The organism is Terrisphaera buseokensis, from assembly GCF_047521145.2.
Taxonomy (GTDB): domain Bacteria; phylum Verrucomicrobiota; class Verrucomicrobiia; order Opitutales; family Opitutaceae; genus ER46.
Genome location: NZ_CM134186.1, coordinates 6,859,189 through 6,874,410, shown reverse-complemented (window position 1 = coordinate 6,874,410; position 15,222 = coordinate 6,859,189). Strand labels below are relative to the sequence as shown.

General features: G+C 65.8%; 10 protein-coding genes. 8 read left to right on the top strand and 2 right to left on the bottom strand.

Going from position 1 to position 15,222, the window contains the following annotated elements; genetic code table 11:
• Positions 1–54: 54 nt before the first annotated feature.
• Positions 55–768 (bottom strand): hypothetical protein, encoded by a 714-nt coding sequence (locus ACLJEU_RS25830; RefSeq protein ID WP_414661117.1) that lies wholly within the window; start codon positions 766–768, stop codon positions 55–57.
• Between the two features lie 327 nt (positions 769–1,095).
• Here ACLJEU_RS25830 and ACLJEU_RS25825 point away from each other — a divergent pair, with 327 nt between their 5' ends.
• From ACLJEU_RS25825 to ACLJEU_RS25815, 3 genes are all read left to right on the top strand, one after another.
• On the top strand, positions 1,096–1,770 hold the full coding sequence (locus ACLJEU_RS25825; protein WP_414661118.1) for a Tll0287-like domain-containing protein: 675 nt from the start codon (positions 1,096–1,098) through the stop codon (positions 1,768–1,770).
• 164 nt (positions 1,771–1,934) lie between these two features.
• The gene (locus ACLJEU_RS25820) at positions 1,935–2,177 is read left to right on the top strand and encodes a hypothetical protein (RefSeq protein WP_414661119.1); all 243 of its coding nucleotides are present in this window, start codon (positions 1,935–1,937) and stop codon (positions 2,175–2,177) included.
• Between the two features lie 348 nt (positions 2,178–2,525).
• Complete coding sequence (locus ACLJEU_RS25815) at positions 2,526–2,993, top strand: fasciclin domain-containing protein (RefSeq protein ID WP_414661120.1); 468 nt, start codon at positions 2,526–2,528, stop codon at positions 2,991–2,993.
• 32 nt (positions 2,994–3,025) lie between these two features.
• Here the strand turns inward: ACLJEU_RS25815 and ACLJEU_RS25810 are convergent, their stop codons facing one another.
• Positions 3,026–3,895 (bottom strand): helix-turn-helix domain-containing protein, encoded by an 870-nt coding sequence (locus tag ACLJEU_RS25810; RefSeq protein ID WP_414661121.1) that lies wholly within the window; start codon positions 3,893–3,895, stop codon positions 3,026–3,028.
• A gap of 257 nt (positions 3,896–4,152) precedes the next feature.
• Between ACLJEU_RS25810 and ACLJEU_RS25805 the strand changes: the two genes are divergently transcribed.
• The 5 genes from ACLJEU_RS25805 (at position 4,153) to ACLJEU_RS25785 (ending at position 15,183) form a co-directional block, all read left to right on the top strand.
• The gene (locus ACLJEU_RS25805; RefSeq protein ID WP_414661122.1) at positions 4,153–7,539 is read left to right on the top strand and encodes a TonB-dependent receptor plug domain-containing protein; all 3,387 of its coding nucleotides are present in this window, start codon (positions 4,153–4,155) and stop codon (positions 7,537–7,539) included.
• 187 nt (positions 7,540–7,726) lie between these two features.
• A complete protein-coding gene (locus tag ACLJEU_RS25800) occupies positions 7,727–9,445 on the top strand; it encodes a hypothetical protein (protein WP_414661123.1) in 1,719 nt (572 codons plus the stop codon).
• A complete protein-coding gene (locus ACLJEU_RS25795; RefSeq protein ID WP_414661124.1) occupies positions 9,442–11,004 on the top strand; it encodes a sulfatase family protein in 1,563 nt (520 codons plus the stop codon). Before ACLJEU_RS25800 ends, ACLJEU_RS25795 begins: the two co-directional genes overlap by 4 nt.
• A 280-nt stretch (positions 11,005–11,284) precedes the next feature.
• The gene (locus ACLJEU_RS25790; protein ID WP_414661125.1) at positions 11,285–11,728 is read left to right on the top strand and encodes a hypothetical protein; all 444 of its coding nucleotides are present in this window, start codon (positions 11,285–11,287) and stop codon (positions 11,726–11,728) included.
• A gap of 302 nt (positions 11,729–12,030) precedes the next feature.
• A complete protein-coding gene (locus ACLJEU_RS25785) occupies positions 12,031–15,183 on the top strand; it encodes a PSD1 and planctomycete cytochrome C domain-containing protein (protein ID WP_414661126.1) in 3,153 nt (1,050 codons plus the stop codon).
• The last annotated feature ends 39 nt before the right edge of the window (positions 15,184–15,222 follow it).

Sequence of the window (15,222 nt, the reverse complement as noted above, 5' to 3'; positions counted from 1 at the left end):
GCACAAAAAAAGGCGGCCGGAAATTCGGCCGCCGGGAATGACGGGTGCGGGGAGTTACTTGGAGATTTCGCGCGAAGTCGTGGTTCGAACGACCGTCCGCAATTTCGCCGAGGCCGCGAGCCAATCGAGCAGCTTGGGGTTTGATGCAGCCAGATCCAGAAAGGCGGCGAGGCGCTCCTGGGAGGGAGCACTGATGGTGATCCGATGGGTGTGATCCGTCCGGCCGGCCAGCGTCCGATAGGCGCCGATCTTCACGTCCTTGAGTCCGATGGTGTCGAAAATGACCCGGAGTTGATCGAGCGCCTGCAGGTATCCGGCCTCGTCCGTCACGTTGGCCAGCGTATTGTAGTTGGCAGCGCCCTTCGGGGTGGCGCCATCGAAGCGAATCGCCTGATAGAGTACACGCGCACCCATTTTCCGGATATGGCGGAGATGGGTGTTGAGATCGAGGATGGCAGGGTCCGTTTCGAGCGTGGTATTGTTCTTCATCAATTCCGCCACGTTGGATGCGCTTACGACGGCGCGCACGCGCCCCGTCCCGACTCCGTCGAATACGGACTGGTAAACGCGCAGGTAGTTCTCCACGCCGAGCCTCGCCTTCGCGATGGCGTTGTACTGCGCGATCCACGTCGCGTAACCGGACGGATCGTCGGTCTCGACGTCAATGATGGTGGTCACGCGGGCGACCGGTTTCGAATCAGCCGCGTGCACAAGACACGCAGCGAAGAGCGTCGCGATGGACGCCACTACTTTCAGGGTGGTTTTCATACCAGTGTTTAACTTTGCTGGGGGTGAGCAAGCAGAGCCGAACCTTGCGACCGGAGAGGGGTAAGTTCCGATCTGTTTGCGCGCGCGCTGGAGTGCGTACGATGAACGATGCGTAGCAGGAGAGCCCGCGATTGCAATCGCTGACAGGCAGGCGCGGAGGCCACGACGGCAAGGAGACGGAGGCTTGCCGGATGCAATGACGCGGGCTTTTCGACCTCAGCACTCAGGCTACTGTCGTGGGCAGCAGGCTGCTTGCCGGTTCACAACGGCGCGGCGCGACCCTACTCTGCAAGCCGTCGGCGGCATTCGGGTCCCTTTCTCTGCCCTATGAAAACGCGTCTTACCCTCGTCGCAGCGCTGGTGTTGGCCGCGCTCCCGATCCTTCGCGCGGCTGATCTCCCTGCCGTCTCCGCCGTCTTCGTCGATCCGGATGCACCTGAAAACACCGAGGTGCGCGACATTGGCGAGCGCGCGATCAACCGGCTCGGCGTCACCCTCGTGAACGAAGTGGCCGTCGCCGTCGCGAAGCGGGGCGCGGAACAGGCGATCGATGTGTGCCACTTGAAGGCGCTGCCACTGACCGGCGAGATTCTTTCCGGCATGCCGCGGATCACGGGCGTGAAACGCACGAGCCTGCGCCTGCGCAATCCCGCCAACGCGCCGGACGAGGCCGAGAAGCTCGCGCTCTCCCGCGTCGAGAAGGACATGGAAAACGGCAAGCTGCCCAAGGTGCTCGTGCAGCGCGTCGAGCGCGCCGGGGCGAAGACCGAGTGGCGCGTGTACCGGCCGGTCGGCATCGCGCCGCAGTGTGTCACCTGCCACGGGCCGCGTGAATCCCTCGATCCCGGGCTGCTCGCGCGGCTCGCGGAGCGCTATCCGAAGGATGAGGCCACGGGTTATGCCGCAGGGCAGTGGCGCGGCTTGATTCGTGTGTCCGTCGGCGACGCGCCGCCACCGCCCGCGAAGGCGCCGCCCGCGTCGCCGGCGTCCAAGAAAAGCTGAGACTGCGGGTGCGCGCAGGATGCACGCGCTCACTTTCAGCCGGCGGGATAAGTCGGCGTGGGGATTGGCCCGGGCCATGCTGAGAGGGAGCGTTCTTTCGACTTCGTGTTCAGACTGAAGCCGGGGCGCTGGAGCTGGCTCCCCGTCTCCGGCTCCCTCTGACCATGAAGCCAAATCGCAGATATCATCACCTCGTGCATCCCGTCATGACTGCGGGAGTCGCGTTTGTGACGGCGTACGAAATCGAAAACTTCCCCGCCGTCACCGTCGTCGATTCGTCCGGTTCACCGGCGACCGGTGCGCGAGGCCGGTTCATTCCCGAGCGCGTGTCCCGCGTCGCAGCCCGGCTCCTCGAGCCGTTCCGCCGGCGGGTCGCGGCTCTCGCCCGACGCCAAGGCGTCGGTTGAAACAGCCATCAACCCGGGGCGGAGGCGCAATCCTCCGCCCCGGATTTTTTTTTGCCCAGACGGAGGCGCAGGCGCAGGCGCAGGCGCAGGCGCAGATCTCAGATCTCAGATCTCAGATCTCAGATCTCAGATCTCAGATCTCAGATCTCAGATCTCAGATCTCAAGTTAGCGGCCTTGGCCGAAAGCAAGCGGCGATCGCGGATAAGATCGCGGCTACTGACACGGACAGCCCCGGTGATTCCGCGGTTTTGCGGCATCCGGCGCAGGCACCGGGGCGTTGCATGCGTGCGACCGTAGGACTTCGTCCGCCGGCCGCATGTTTACGTCTCACCCTCATATCCGATCCCATGAAGCTACGCTCCCTGTTTGCCACGTTTGCCCTCTGCACCGGCCTCGTTTCACTGGCCTCGGCCAAGACGCTGGTTGAAATCGCCGCGGGTTCTCCCGACCACACCACGCTCGTCGCCGCCGTCAAAGCCGCCGGCCTCGCCGAAACGCTGAGCGGCACCGGCCCGTTCACGATCTTCGCGCCCACCAACGCCGCCTTCGACAAGCTCCCCGCGGGCACGGTGGAATCGCTGCTCAAACCCGAGAACAAGTCCAAGCTCGTCGCCGTTCTCACCTACCACGTCGTGCCAGCCAAGGTCATGGCCGCCGACGTGAAGTCCGGCGAGGCGCCCACCGTCAACGGCAAGCCGCTCACGATCAAAGCCGACGCCATGGGCGTGATGGTCAACAAGGCGAAAGTCACCGCCACCGATCTCGTCGGCAGCAACGGCGTGATCCACGTCGTGGATAGGGTTCTCCTGCCGTAACTGCGGCCCGGCTCAGCACGGCCGGCCTTGGTTCAATCGCCCCTGCGGTCCTGCGACCGCGGGGGCTTGGCCGTGCTTGCCGGACGGATACCCGCTTCGCGCGCGGCCCGCGGCGGCGCGAGGATGGTGCGACGCCACACCGACGGCGTCACGCGGGTGAACGCCTTGAACGCCCGGCAGAAGTCGCTCGTGCAGGTGAAGCCACATTCGTCGGCGATGGTTTCGAGCTTCAGCTTCGAATCGCTCATCAGGCGCATGCCCTTCTCGATCTGAATCCGGCCGAAGACGCGCGTCGGTCGTTCGCGCAGCACGCGCCGGAACAGCCGGCGCAGCGTGCTGGGCGACACGTGCACCTCGCGCGCCACTTCGATGATGCTGGGATTGGCGCGCACATGCTCCGCGAACCACGTGGTCGCGGTTTCCACCGTCCGTTCCGCGTCGCCCTTCAACAACGGCTGCCGGGCATCGGGCAGCTTGCGCAGCACCAGCAAGGTCAGCTCGATCAATGCACCCTGGAAGGCGAGATGGCTGACGTTGCTCGGCTGTTGGTGCTCGAGTTGGAGCTGGCGTACGAGTGCGGCGACGCGCTGGCACTCGGACGCCTTCAGCCCCACGGCCAGCTGGCCGTGTTCCCGGATCATCGCCTCCAGAATCGGCGGCACCGATCCGAAGTGGAACACCGCGATGTGCGCGCGGCGCGGGCCGTCGCCCGCCCAGGTGTGGGCGCTGCCTGGCGCCGACACCCACAGCGTCTGCGGGCGCAACGGCGGATGCTGGCCGGCCTCGGTCATCGGCGCGCAGCGGCCCCGCACGACGGCGAAGAACTCCCAGTTCATGCGCGCGAGGGGCCGGAGCGGAAAGAGTCCGAATTGCCGGGGACCCGAGCCGAGGTAACGCAGCATGGCGTCACGTTACGAAGCCGCCCGGGGCTGTAAAGGGTGGCCGGGAGACCGCGCCGGAATGCGCGGATTCGCATACCCCGGGCCGAAACTGACCCGGAAGCGCCGCCGACGTCGGACGAAGCGTGCTCGTTTTTGTATGAAGGTTGACCGTCCATCCCCTGTTGCATTCCGCGTAAAAATGCTACGCTGACAGCGCGTGAGTCGGAGCTGGCCAACGGCCCCGACGCACGTGTTGTCGTTCTACCCTTTTGACCCCCATGCAAACCAAACATCGCATCGTCGTCTCCGCCCTCCTGCTGGGCGCGGGCTTCGCCGGACTCGCTTCACCCGTGCACGCGCAGGCTGCGCCCGCGCCGGCCACCACCGCCGGAGCGGCACCGGCTCCGCGTTCGCCCGTTCCGGTCGTCACCACGACGGGTACCGGGGACGAGGTGCTCCAGCTCTCGCCGTTCCAGGTGGCGGCCGACACTGACCGCGGTTACCAGGCGTTGAACACGCTGTCGGGCACGCGTCTGAATTCGAAACTCGAGGACCTCGGCGCGTCGATCACCGTCATCACGAAGCAGCAGATGCAGGACACCGCCGTCCTCGATCTGAACGACGTCTTCCTCTACGAGGCGAACACCGAGGGCACCGGCAACTACACGCAGTTCACGCCCAATCGTAACGGCGGCGTGATCGACGGCGTCGCGGGCGATCCCGCGACCGCCAACCGCATCCGCGGCGTCGGGAGTCCGATCAGCGGCAGCGGCGTCAATCTCGCGATCGGCAATTTCTCGAGCAATCCGAGGATTCCGATGGACACCTACAACATCGACTCCGTTGAAATCTCGCGCGGCCCGAACTCCAATCTGTTCGGCCTCGGCGCCGCGGCCGGCACGGTGAATCTCGTGCAGTCGAAGGCGAACCTGACCCGCTCGACCACGACGGTGACGGGTCGCGTCGACAGCGAGGGCGGCCATCGCGTCAGCCTCGATCTGAGCCGGCCGCTGATTAAGGACAAACTCGCCTTCCGCTTCTCCACCGTCGAGGAGGAGAAGGGGTTCACCCGCAAGCCCGCCGAGGAAACGATCAAGCGCTTCTTCTTCGCCGCGCAGGCCCGGCCGTTCAAGAACACGACCATCAACGCCTCGTTCGAACGCTACGATAATTTCTACCGTCGGCCGAATTCGCTCACGCCCCGCGACACGACCCTCGAATGGAAAGCCGGCGGCCGCCCGACATTCGATCCGACGACACAGATGGTGACGCTGGCGAACGGCACCACGTCCGGTCCGTATCCGGTCACGAACGAAAACACGCTGCTCCCGATCGGCCTGATGGCCGGCGGTTACGGCCGCACGACTGCCGTGGTCGATTCGACGGGCGTGTCGTTCTTCACGCAGACGCGCACGGCCAATCCGATCACGACCGGCGTGCCGACGCCCTACGCCAACAACAGCAACGTGCGTTATATCCAGACGGGCACGGACATCATGCGCCGCAAGGCCAATCCGTTCCCGCTGTTCTTCGCGCCGGCCACCGCCGACAAGTCGCTCTACGACTGGGAGTCGATCAACTACACCGCTGCAAACTACGGCGAGGACACCGCGAAGACCTTCCGGATCGAGGCCGAACAGGTGCTCTTCAACCGCGGCGCGCATCTGGTCGCCGCCCGCGCCGGCTGGTTTCGCCAGGAGTTCGTCCGCGAGAGCTACAACTACATCGATAATACCGACAGCATCATCTATGTGGACATCAACTCGAAGCTCCTCGACGGCCGCTCCAACCCGAATTTCCTGCGGCCGTACGTCGAAGCGGTCGGTCCGTTTGCCAACCGCAATCCGGATACGCGCGACACCGTCAACGGCGATCTCGCCTACCAGCTGACGCCTTCGAAGGAACTGCCCCGCTGGCTCTCCTGGATCGGTACGCAGCGGCTCGGCGCCCACTTGGAGCGCAACATGAACGACACCGAGGCCTACACCTACGGCCAGTGGATCGCCGATGACCACGCGTGGACCAACCGGGCCAATCGCGTCGCCGTCACGCAGATTACCCAGCGCTACTACGTCGGCGACAACCAGGGTCAGAACGTCGATTACGGTCCGGCCACCCTCGCCAACATCAACGGCAATTACAACCTGACCTGGTTCAATAATCTCACCGGTCAGTGGGTCAACGAGCCGACCCGGGTCGAGAACCTCGCCCGTCCGTCGACTGCCCGCAACCGCGAGGAACTGCGCACGGTGAGCCTCACGGCGCAGAGTTATTTCCTGAAGGATCGCCTGGTCACGACCGTGGGCTGGCGTCGCGACAAGCGCCGCACGCGTACGTCGTCCGCCGCCGCCGTCAACCCGGCGACGGGTCTCGTCACGTACGATGCCTACAACACCTGGGGAGCGTGGACGGAAGACGCCACGGGCCCGCTCGGCGAGGCGACGAAGGCGTCGCAACGCGGCGACACCAAGACCTACGGCGTGGTCGCGAAGCCGCTGGCGTGGTTGAACCTCTTCTACAACCGCTCCGACAGCTTCTACCCGCAGGTCGTGCGTTACGCCATGGATCTCAAGGGCGTGATTCCGAACGCCAAGGGCGAGGGCAAGGACTACGGCATCAATTTCTCGGCGCTGCAGGGCAAGCTGAACGTGAAGGTCAATCGCTACGAGGTGGCCGAGAAGGGCAGCCGTGCGGGTGAAGTCGGCACGATCGGCAACCGCACATTCCGGCTCGAAGGCCGGCCGGAAAACAACGGCGTGCGCGACAACAACGGGTTCTATCCGTGGGCGCTGAATCTCTCGAACAGCCGGTTCGCCGCGCAGGGCATCACGCCCACCGCCGCGCAGTCGGCCAGTGCCGTCGCGAAGATCATGGGCGTCACCGACGAGTGGATGAGCGTGTTCCTTTCGGCCGGCCCCGGCCAGCCGCAGACCAACGGTCTCTCCGACATCGTTTCCAAGGGCTACGAGGTGGAGATGACCTACAACCCCACGCGCAACTGGCGGATCAAGTTTACCGGCGCGCAGCAGATCGCGATCGATGCCGCCATCGGGCCGGAGCAGTTCAACTACTGGCAGGAACGCCTGCCGGTCTGGACCACAGCGCGCGGCGACTCGGTTCCCGGCAACGGTGACGGCAAGGGCGCGCCGTATTGGACGACGATCCCGGTGCTCGGCGGCGACACGCCCGAGACCGCGTATTACAACGGCCTCATTTCGCCGTACCTGTTCAGCGTTGCCAACGTCGGCAAGCCGCGCACGCAGGTCCGCAAGTACCGCTGGAACACCGTCACGAACTACACGTTCACCGAGGGCCGGCTGAAGAACTTCAATGTCGGCGGCGCGGTTCGCTGGGAAGACAAGGCCTCGATCGGCTTCTACGGCGCCGCGCCCTCCAAGCTGCCCGGCTCGTTCAACGGCGTCATCCTCGAGCTCGATCCGAACCGTCCGATCTACGACAAGGCGCGTTACTACTTCGATCTCTCTGCCGGCTATCGCTTCCGTCTCTTCAACGACAAGGTGCGCACCAACGTGCAGTTGAACGTGCGCAATGCGTTTGAAGACGGACGCCTTCAGCCGGTGGCCGCGAATCCGGACGGATCGATCTACGCCTATCGCATCATCGAGCCGCGCCGGTTCATCCTGAGCGCGAGCTTCGATCTGTAACCGCAGGCGGCGGGGATTGTTTTCCACCGGGGGATCGGCCAGGAAGGTGATCGGGAAAGTGTTCGGGACAGCGACAGGTGGGACCGCGACCGCCCCCGGTCGCTCTTCTGAATGCGACCGGGGGCGGTCGCGGTCCAAACAATCCCAACACTCCCACCTGTTGCAGCACGGTCGCTTTCCTTCCTCCATGAACCGCCGCCACTTCCTCGTCTCCGCCGCCGCCACCTCGCTCGTCGCCCTCGGCCCGCGTATCACCGCGGCGGAGACGACGCCCGACGACCTGCGGCGCACGCTCATTCGCGCGAACGACGCGCAGATCCCCGGCTTGCTCGCCAAGCAGGAACGCCGCCCCGGTCAGCGCGGGCTGGGCGGGCTCGTCAACGAATACGGCTTTCCCACCGTCGCCGGCACCAACGGCTTGGTGTCCGCGCTGATTTGCGCGGCCTCGGCCGAGGGATCGAAGTACTTTCGGGCGCAGGAACTCGTGGAGCCGCTGCGGCTGGCGTTTCGCTACATGGTGTCGGCGCAGCACGCGGACGGCACCGTCGATTACTACGCGACCAACTTCCATTCGCCGCCGGATCTGGCGTTCATCCTCGAGGGATCGTGTCCGGCCTACGCGCTGCTCCGGGCCAACCCCGAGCCGGCGCTCGCCGCGACCGCAACGGACTTCGCGGTATTCATCAAACGCGCGGGCGAGGCGCTGATCACCGGCGGCGTGCACACGCCGAATCACCGCTGGGTCGTGTGCGCGGCACTCGCGTGGCTGAATACGATCTTCCCGGATCCCCGCTACATCGCGCGAGTGGACCAATGGCTCGCCGAAACGGTCGATATCGATCCGGACGGCCAGTACACGGAGAAGAGCACGACGGTGTACTCGCCGGTCGTGGATCGCGCGCTGCTGACCGTGGCCCGCCTGCTGAATCGTCCGGCGCTGCTGGAGCCGGTGCGGCGCAATCTCGAGATGACGCTGTTCTACGTGCATCCCGACGGTGAGGTCGTCACCGAGGCTTCGCGGCGCCAGGATCGTTACCAGCGCGGCAGCATGGCGCGTTACTATTATTCGTACCGCACGCTCGCGCTCCACGATGGCAACGGCCGCTTCGCCGCGATGGCGCGGCAGATCGAGCGCAGCGTGGCCCCCGGCCATCCAGCGGAACTCGCGGTGGTGCTGACCGAACCGGAGTTTGCGCGGCCCCTGCCGCCGGACGCGCCGTTGCCGACCGACTACGCGAAGGTGTTTTCGTATTCGAGCCTCGCGCGGATTCGTCGCGGCGCGGCGAGCGGCACGATTCTCGGCAGCAACACGACGTTCTTCTCGTTTCGCAAAGGCAGCGCCGCGCTCGAGGCCGTGCGGTTCGCGACGGCGTTCTTCGGCAAGGGCCAGTTTGCCAGCGATACGTTCGAGGCGCGCGACGGGAAGGTCGTGCTGACGCAGGAACTCGACGGCCCGTACTTTCAACCGCTGACCAAGGAACAGATCGCCGGCGGCGATCACGTGAAGATGGCGCCGAACGGCACGCTCGCGCCCAACAGCAAGGCCCTGCGCGCGCGTTCGAATGTGCAGACGCTGCAGGCGACGGTGACGATCACGGAGCAGCACGGCGCGTTCGATCTCGCGATTGCGATTCGCGGCACCGCGCACGTGCCGGTGGCGCTCGAACTCGCGTTTCGCCACGGAGGAAAACTGCAGGGCGTCGAACCGGTGCCGGGGCTCAAGGACGCGTTTTTCCTGCGCGACGGTACGGGCCGCTACACGCTCGGCCGCGATGAAATCACGTTTGGTCCCGGCCGCGTCGAGCACACGTACACGCAGGTGCGCGGGGCAGTGCCGAAGTGGGACGGGCAAAGTGTTTATCTCACCGGCGAAACGCCCTTCGACTTCACCCTTTCGATCGCATGAAATCTCGCTTCCCGCGACTCCGCCTTTTTCCGGTTCTCAGCCTGCTGGTCACCGTTGCATCGGCCGCCGCACCCGCGGCGCGCCCGAACATCCTCTTCATCCTCGCTGACGATCTCGGCATCGGCGACGTCTCGAGTTTCAATCCCAAGAGCAAGTGGCAGACGCCGCACCTGGATCGGCTCGCGCAGGAAGGCATGAGGTTCACCGACGCGCATTCGTCGTCGGGCGTGTGCACCCCGACGCGTTACACCCTGCTGACGGGGCGGCACTCGTGGCGCAGCAAACTCAAGCGCGGCGTCCTGCAGGGTTACAGTCCGAGCCTGATTGAGTCGGGCCGGTTGACGCTCCCGGGTTTCCTGCGCGCGCAAGGCTACACCACGGCGATGTTCGGCAAGTGGCATCTCGGCCTCAACTGGGCGAAGCGCGGGACGAATGCCGAGGACGTCGATTTCTCCCAGCCGATTGGCGGCGGACCAATCGCGCACGGCTTCGATCGCTTTTACGGGATCAGTGCCTCGCTCGACATGCCGCCGTACGTGTGGATTCAGAACGATCGCGTGACGGCCCTTCCGGCCGGCCGGGTGGGGGACAGCCCCGCGCCGAAGCTCTGGCGCGCGGGACCGATTGGCGCCGACTTCAAGATGGAGGAGGTGCAGCCGCGGCTGACCGAGAAGACGATCGCGTACCTCGCTGAGCGCGGCGCTGCGCGTGACGGCAAACCGTTTTTCCTCTACCTCGCGCTGGCGTCACCGCACACGCCCACGCTTCCCACCGCGACCTTCGCGGGCAAGACGCCGTCCCAGTACGGCGACTTCGTGCTGCAGATCGATGCCGACGTCGGCGCGATCCTCGCCGCGCTGGAAAAACACGGCCTCGCGCGCGACACGCTGGTGATCTTCACGTCGGACAACGGCTATGCGCCCGCGGGCGACATTCCGCCGGCGCGCGGGTACGGTCACGATTCGAGCGCGGGCTTCCGCGGCACGAAGTCGGATGCGTTCGAAGGTGGCCACCGGATACCGTTCATCGCGCGCTGGCCCGGCGTGACGCCCCCGGGTTCACGATCCGCGGACCTGATCGGTCATCTCGATGTGTTCGCGACCGTGGCGGAAATTCTCGGCGCAACCCTGCCGGACGATGCCGCCGAGGATAGTTCGAGCCTGCTCGCGTTGTTGCGCGGGCAGCCTTCGCCCGCGACGCGTCGCGACAGCCTCGTCCATCACTCCGCCGAGGGCGAATTCGCGATCCGGCAGGGCGAATGGAAACTGATTCTGTGCCCCGGCTCCGGCGGCTGGAGTCCGCCGACGCGATCGCCGTCGCCCTGGACGCAGCCCACGGTCGACGACTTCACGGGACTGCCGCCGTTTCAATTGTACAACCTCGCTACCGATCCGGCGGAGCAAACCAATCTCGCCGCGAAGCACCCGGAAATCGTGCAACGCCTCGGCCGTCTGATGCGCACGACGATCGAGCGGGGACGCTCGACACCCGGTGCACCGCAGAAAAACGCCGAAGGCCCGTGGCCGCAGATCGCGTGGCGGGAGCAGTTCGCGCCTTAACCAAGCGGAGCCGCTGGAGCCACGCAGGAAACCTCCCGCGAATCACGCGAACAGACGCGAATCCCAGACGTGGAACCACGCGCCCACACTGTCTTCAAATCGAGGGCAAACTTGGTAGCCTTACCGCAGATTGCTTTTTATCATTTGCGTCCATGCGCGTGATTCGCGGGCAACCGCATTCTTCCGTTCCGGAACGGCAAACGATTGGCGGGTGCCCACGATGGAAGGCTTCGTCTTGACCCGGTCCGGCACCTGATCGCTGTGTTCAATCTCCTCCAGCATGAAACACCCAGCATCGTTACTCCTCCTCGCCCTGGCGTTATTCAGTGGGTCCGCGCTCGTGGCGGCCGACTCCACCCCGAAAGCACCGTCCGCCGCAAAAAAATCCGACGCGAAGGCGTCGCTCGCCGGTCATTATCTCGGTAAATGGAAAGGCGCCAATGACGCCACGGGCGACTTGATCATCAAGTTGAAGAAGGACGGCGAGACGCCGTGGGCGGTGGAGTCGTCGTTCACCTTTGAAGGCGCCGATATTCCCACGAAGTCGAAGTCCGTCGAAGTCGACGGCACCAAGCTGAAGATGGTTTTCGAGTGGGACATCCAGGGCTCCGCGGGCCAGAGCACGCTCGTGGGCGAATTGAACGGCGACACGTTGAAGGGTACCTTCGAGACGACCGGCGCCGCCGGGGAGTCGAAAGGCACTTGGTCGGCGAAACGCAGCTGAGCCGGCGTCGACGGCCACCGGCTCGCCCGCGAATCCGCGCGGCGGGCCCAATCGCATTGACCGCGAATGATGCGGATTCCACGGATAGAGGCTTCGCCGTGCCTCGTCCATCCGCTCGAAACTCGATCGCTGCTGAATGCGTTCTCCCCGGGAGAACGTGCGCGCGGGACGTTCCAAGGCATTCAATCCAGTGGCCCACGGAACACACGGAACACACGGAAAAAAATCCGCCTTCCGTGTATTCCGTGGGTTCCGTGGGCAAAGACTCCGGGGTGCTTTCATTCCGGTGGTTCACTCCGCTTTTGCTCGTTCTGATCGCGAACGGCGGCCGGGCGGCGCTGCCCCCCGCGGAGGTCGAATTCTTCGAAACGAAAATCCGCCCGGTGCTCGCGCAGGATTGCTACGAGTGCCACCGGACGAACGGCAAACGCAAGGGTGGCTTCGCGCTCGATCACCGGCAGGCGTTGCTCACGGGCGGCGACTCCGGTGCGGCGATCGTCCCCGGCAAACCTGCGGAGAGTCTGCTGCTGCAGGCCATCCGCCACGAGAGCGACGATCTCCTGATGCCGAAGGCGGGCGCGAAACTTGAGCCGGCCGTCATCGCTGACTTTGAACGTTGGATCCGCCTCGGCGCACCCGATCCGCGCGACACGCCGCCGACCGACGCCCAGGTCGCCGCCGACACCGACTGGAACGCCGTGATGCAGCGGCGCAAGGGCTGGTGGAGTTTTCAACCGATCAAGAAACCGGACCTCGCGCGCTTTCCGGCCGATGCCGGCTCCACGCATCCCGTCGATCGGCTGCTCGCACCGGGCCTCGCCGCCGCGGGTTTGACGCGCGCTGCGCGCGCGGACGACGTCACGCGACTTCGCCGCCTGAGTTACGTGCTCCGCGGCCTGCCGCCGTCGCCGGCGGAGATCGACGCCTTCGCGCGCGACTCGCGGGACGACGCGTATACCCGGATCGTCGATACGTGGCTGGCGTCTCCCGCCTTCGGCGAACGCTGGGCGCGGCATTGGATGGACTGGGTGCGTTACGCAGATTCGCACGGCAGTGAAGGCGACGCGCCGATTCCGTACGCGTGGCGCTACCGCGACTACTTGATCCGCGCGCTGAACGCCGACGTGCCCTACAATCAGCTCGTGCGCGAACATCTCGCGGGCGACCTGCTTGCCGCGCCGCGGCTCAATCGCGAGCTGGGCTTGAACGAATCCGCGCTCGGCATCGGCCACCTGCGGATGGTGCTGCACGGCTTCGCGCCGGTCGACGCGCTCGAGGAGAAAGTGCGTTTCACCGACGACCAGATCAACGTCGTCTCAAAGGCTTTCCTCGGCCTCACGGTCTCGTGCGCCCGCTGTCACGACCACAAGTTCGACCCGATCAGCCAGCGGGATTTCACCAGCTGGTACGGCATCTTCACGTCGAGCGCCCCGGCCACGGTTGCCGTCGACGCACCCGATCCCGCGGCCGGGGCCTGGCGCGCCGGGTTGGTGCAACGCAAGGACGCGATTCGCGCGGCGCTCGCGGCCGCGTGGCTCGAGGATGCGGAGAAACTTCCCGCGCAACTCCTCGCTCCGGACCCCGCGCTCACGAAGGCGGTCGCCGCGGCCAAGGATCCGTCGTTCATCCTGCACCCGTGGTTTCTCCGTCAGCAGCACGCGACGACGGAATCTACGGTGACCAACGCGTCCGTTCTCGCTGCCTGGCGCGTACGGGCGGCGGCGGTCGCCGACACGCAGAACCGCGTGTATCCAAAACGCTGGCACTTGAGCCGGCCGGAGGACTTTGCGGCGTGGCGTCGTGATGGCGCGGGCGCGGAGCGCGTCAGCGGCGCGGGCGACTTTGCCGTCCTGCCCGCGGGCGATCGCGCCGTCGCCGGTCCGTATCCGGCGGGCGTGTTCACGCACCGGGTGTCATCGAAGGATCGCGGCGTCATCCTGTCTCCGCCCTTCCAGCTCGATCAAAGCTACGACGTGTGGCTGCGCATCACGGGCGAAGGCGGGGCGTTCGTGCGCTATGTGGTGCAGAACTATCCGCGCGAGGGCAGCGTTTATCCGGTGCAGAAACTGGTCGGCGCGCCCTCGCAATGGCTGAAGCTCAGTCTCGATTACTGGCAGGGCGATCAGATCCATCTCGAGGCGACGACGGCCGCCGATCAGCCCGTGCTCGCCAACGTCGCGGCGGAGCGGTCGTGGTTCGGGCTCTCCGACGTCGTGTTCACGCGCGCCGGCGAGCCGGGCCCGATTGAGCCGTGGAGTTTCACTGCGCCGCTGCTGACGGCGTGGGGACCGACCGAGCCGCGCTCGGCGGAGGAGCTCGCGCGGGGCTATGCCGAGGCCGTGCGTGCGAGTGTGCAGGCCTGGCGGGATGACACGTGCACCGATGCGCAGGCGCAGTACATCGACGGCATGGTGCGGGCCGGCTTGTTGCGCAACCGTCTCGACGAACTGCCTGGCGTGGCGCCGCTGATCATGGCGTACCGGGAGCGCGAGGAAGCGATCGGGGTGCCCACGCGCGCGCCGGGCGTGATTGAAACCGGCGCGTTGGACCAGCCGCTGTTCGTGCGCGGCAACCACAAGCAGCCCGCGGAGATCGTGCCGCGCCACTTCCTCGATGCGATCGATGCGACGCCGTATCGGCGCGAGGAAAGTGGCCGCCGCGCGCTGGCGGATGACTTGCTCCGGCCGGACAATCCGCTCACGGCGCGGGTGATCGTGAATCGCGTCTGGCATCACGTGTTCGGCCGCGGGCTCGTAGCGACGCCGGACAATTTCGGTCGCATGGGCGAGCCGCCGTCGCATCCGGAATTGTTGGACTACCTCGCCGCGTGGTTCGTGGAACACGGCTGGTCGACGAAGGCGTTGATCCGTTTTTTGGTGACGTCCGAGACGTGGCAGGCCGCGAGCGATCGTCCGGCGGGCGCGGCGGAGAAGGATCCCGACAACGTGGCGTGGTCGCACGCGAATGTCCGGCGCCTCGAGGCCGAGGCGATCCGCGATGCGTTGTTCGCGGTGTCCGGTGACTTGAAAGCCGAGCCGCGTTACGGTCCGCCGGTCACCGGCCGTGTGCCGCGGCGCAGCGTTTATCTCCGCGTGAAGCGGAACGATCTCGATCCCTTCCTCGCCGTATTCGATGCGCCGGTACCGTCGGGACCGACCGGCCGGCGCGATGTCACCAACGTGCCCGGACAGTCGTTGACGCTGCTGAACGATCCGTTGGTGCGCGAACTCGCCGCTCATTGGGCGAAACGGATCGAGCAGGATGCGACGCTGGCGTCGGCCGACGCCCGGATCGCCGCGATGTATCGTCAGGCCTTCGGGCGCGAGCCCACGGCGGCGGAGATTGACCGATCGCAGCGGTTCATCGCGCAAATGAAAGACCAGGGCCAGCCCGCGCCGTGGGCGGAGCTGGGGCATGCGCTGTTCAACCTGAAGGAGTTCATTTTTATCCGATGACCAGGGGCAGAAGCCAGATGAACCACAAAGGCACGAAGG

Excerpts from the sequence above, each read along its gene's own strand:
- ACLJEU_RS25810 (WP_414661121.1), bottom strand. The coding sequence starts at position 3,895 with ATGCTGCGTTACCTCGGCTCGGGTCCCCGGCAATTCGGACTCTTTCCG.
- ACLJEU_RS25805 (WP_414661122.1), top strand. The coding sequence starts at position 4,153 with ATGCAAACCAAACATCGCATCGTCGTCTCCGCCCTCCTGCTGGGCGCG.
- ACLJEU_RS25815 (WP_414661120.1), top strand. The coding sequence starts at position 2,526 with ATGAAGCTACGCTCCCTGTTTGCCACGTTTGCCCTCTGCACCGGCCTC.
- ACLJEU_RS25825 (WP_414661118.1), top strand. The coding sequence starts at position 1,096 with ATGAAAACGCGTCTTACCCTCGTCGCAGCGCTGGTGTTGGCCGCGCTC.
- ACLJEU_RS25795 (WP_414661124.1), top strand. The coding sequence starts at position 9,442 with ATGAAATCTCGCTTCCCGCGACTCCGCCTTTTTCCGGTTCTCAGCCTG.
- ACLJEU_RS25800 (WP_414661123.1), top strand. The coding sequence starts at position 7,727 with ATGAACCGCCGCCACTTCCTCGTCTCCGCCGCCGCCACCTCGCTCGTC.
- ACLJEU_RS25830 (WP_414661117.1), bottom strand. The coding sequence starts at position 768 with ATGAAAACCACCCTGAAAGTAGTGGCGTCCATCGCGACGCTCTTCGCT.
- ACLJEU_RS25820 (WP_414661119.1), top strand. The coding sequence starts at position 1,935 with ATGAAGCCAAATCGCAGATATCATCACCTCGTGCATCCCGTCATGACT.
- ACLJEU_RS25790 (WP_414661125.1), top strand. The coding sequence starts at position 11,285 with ATGAAACACCCAGCATCGTTACTCCTCCTCGCCCTGGCGTTATTCAGT.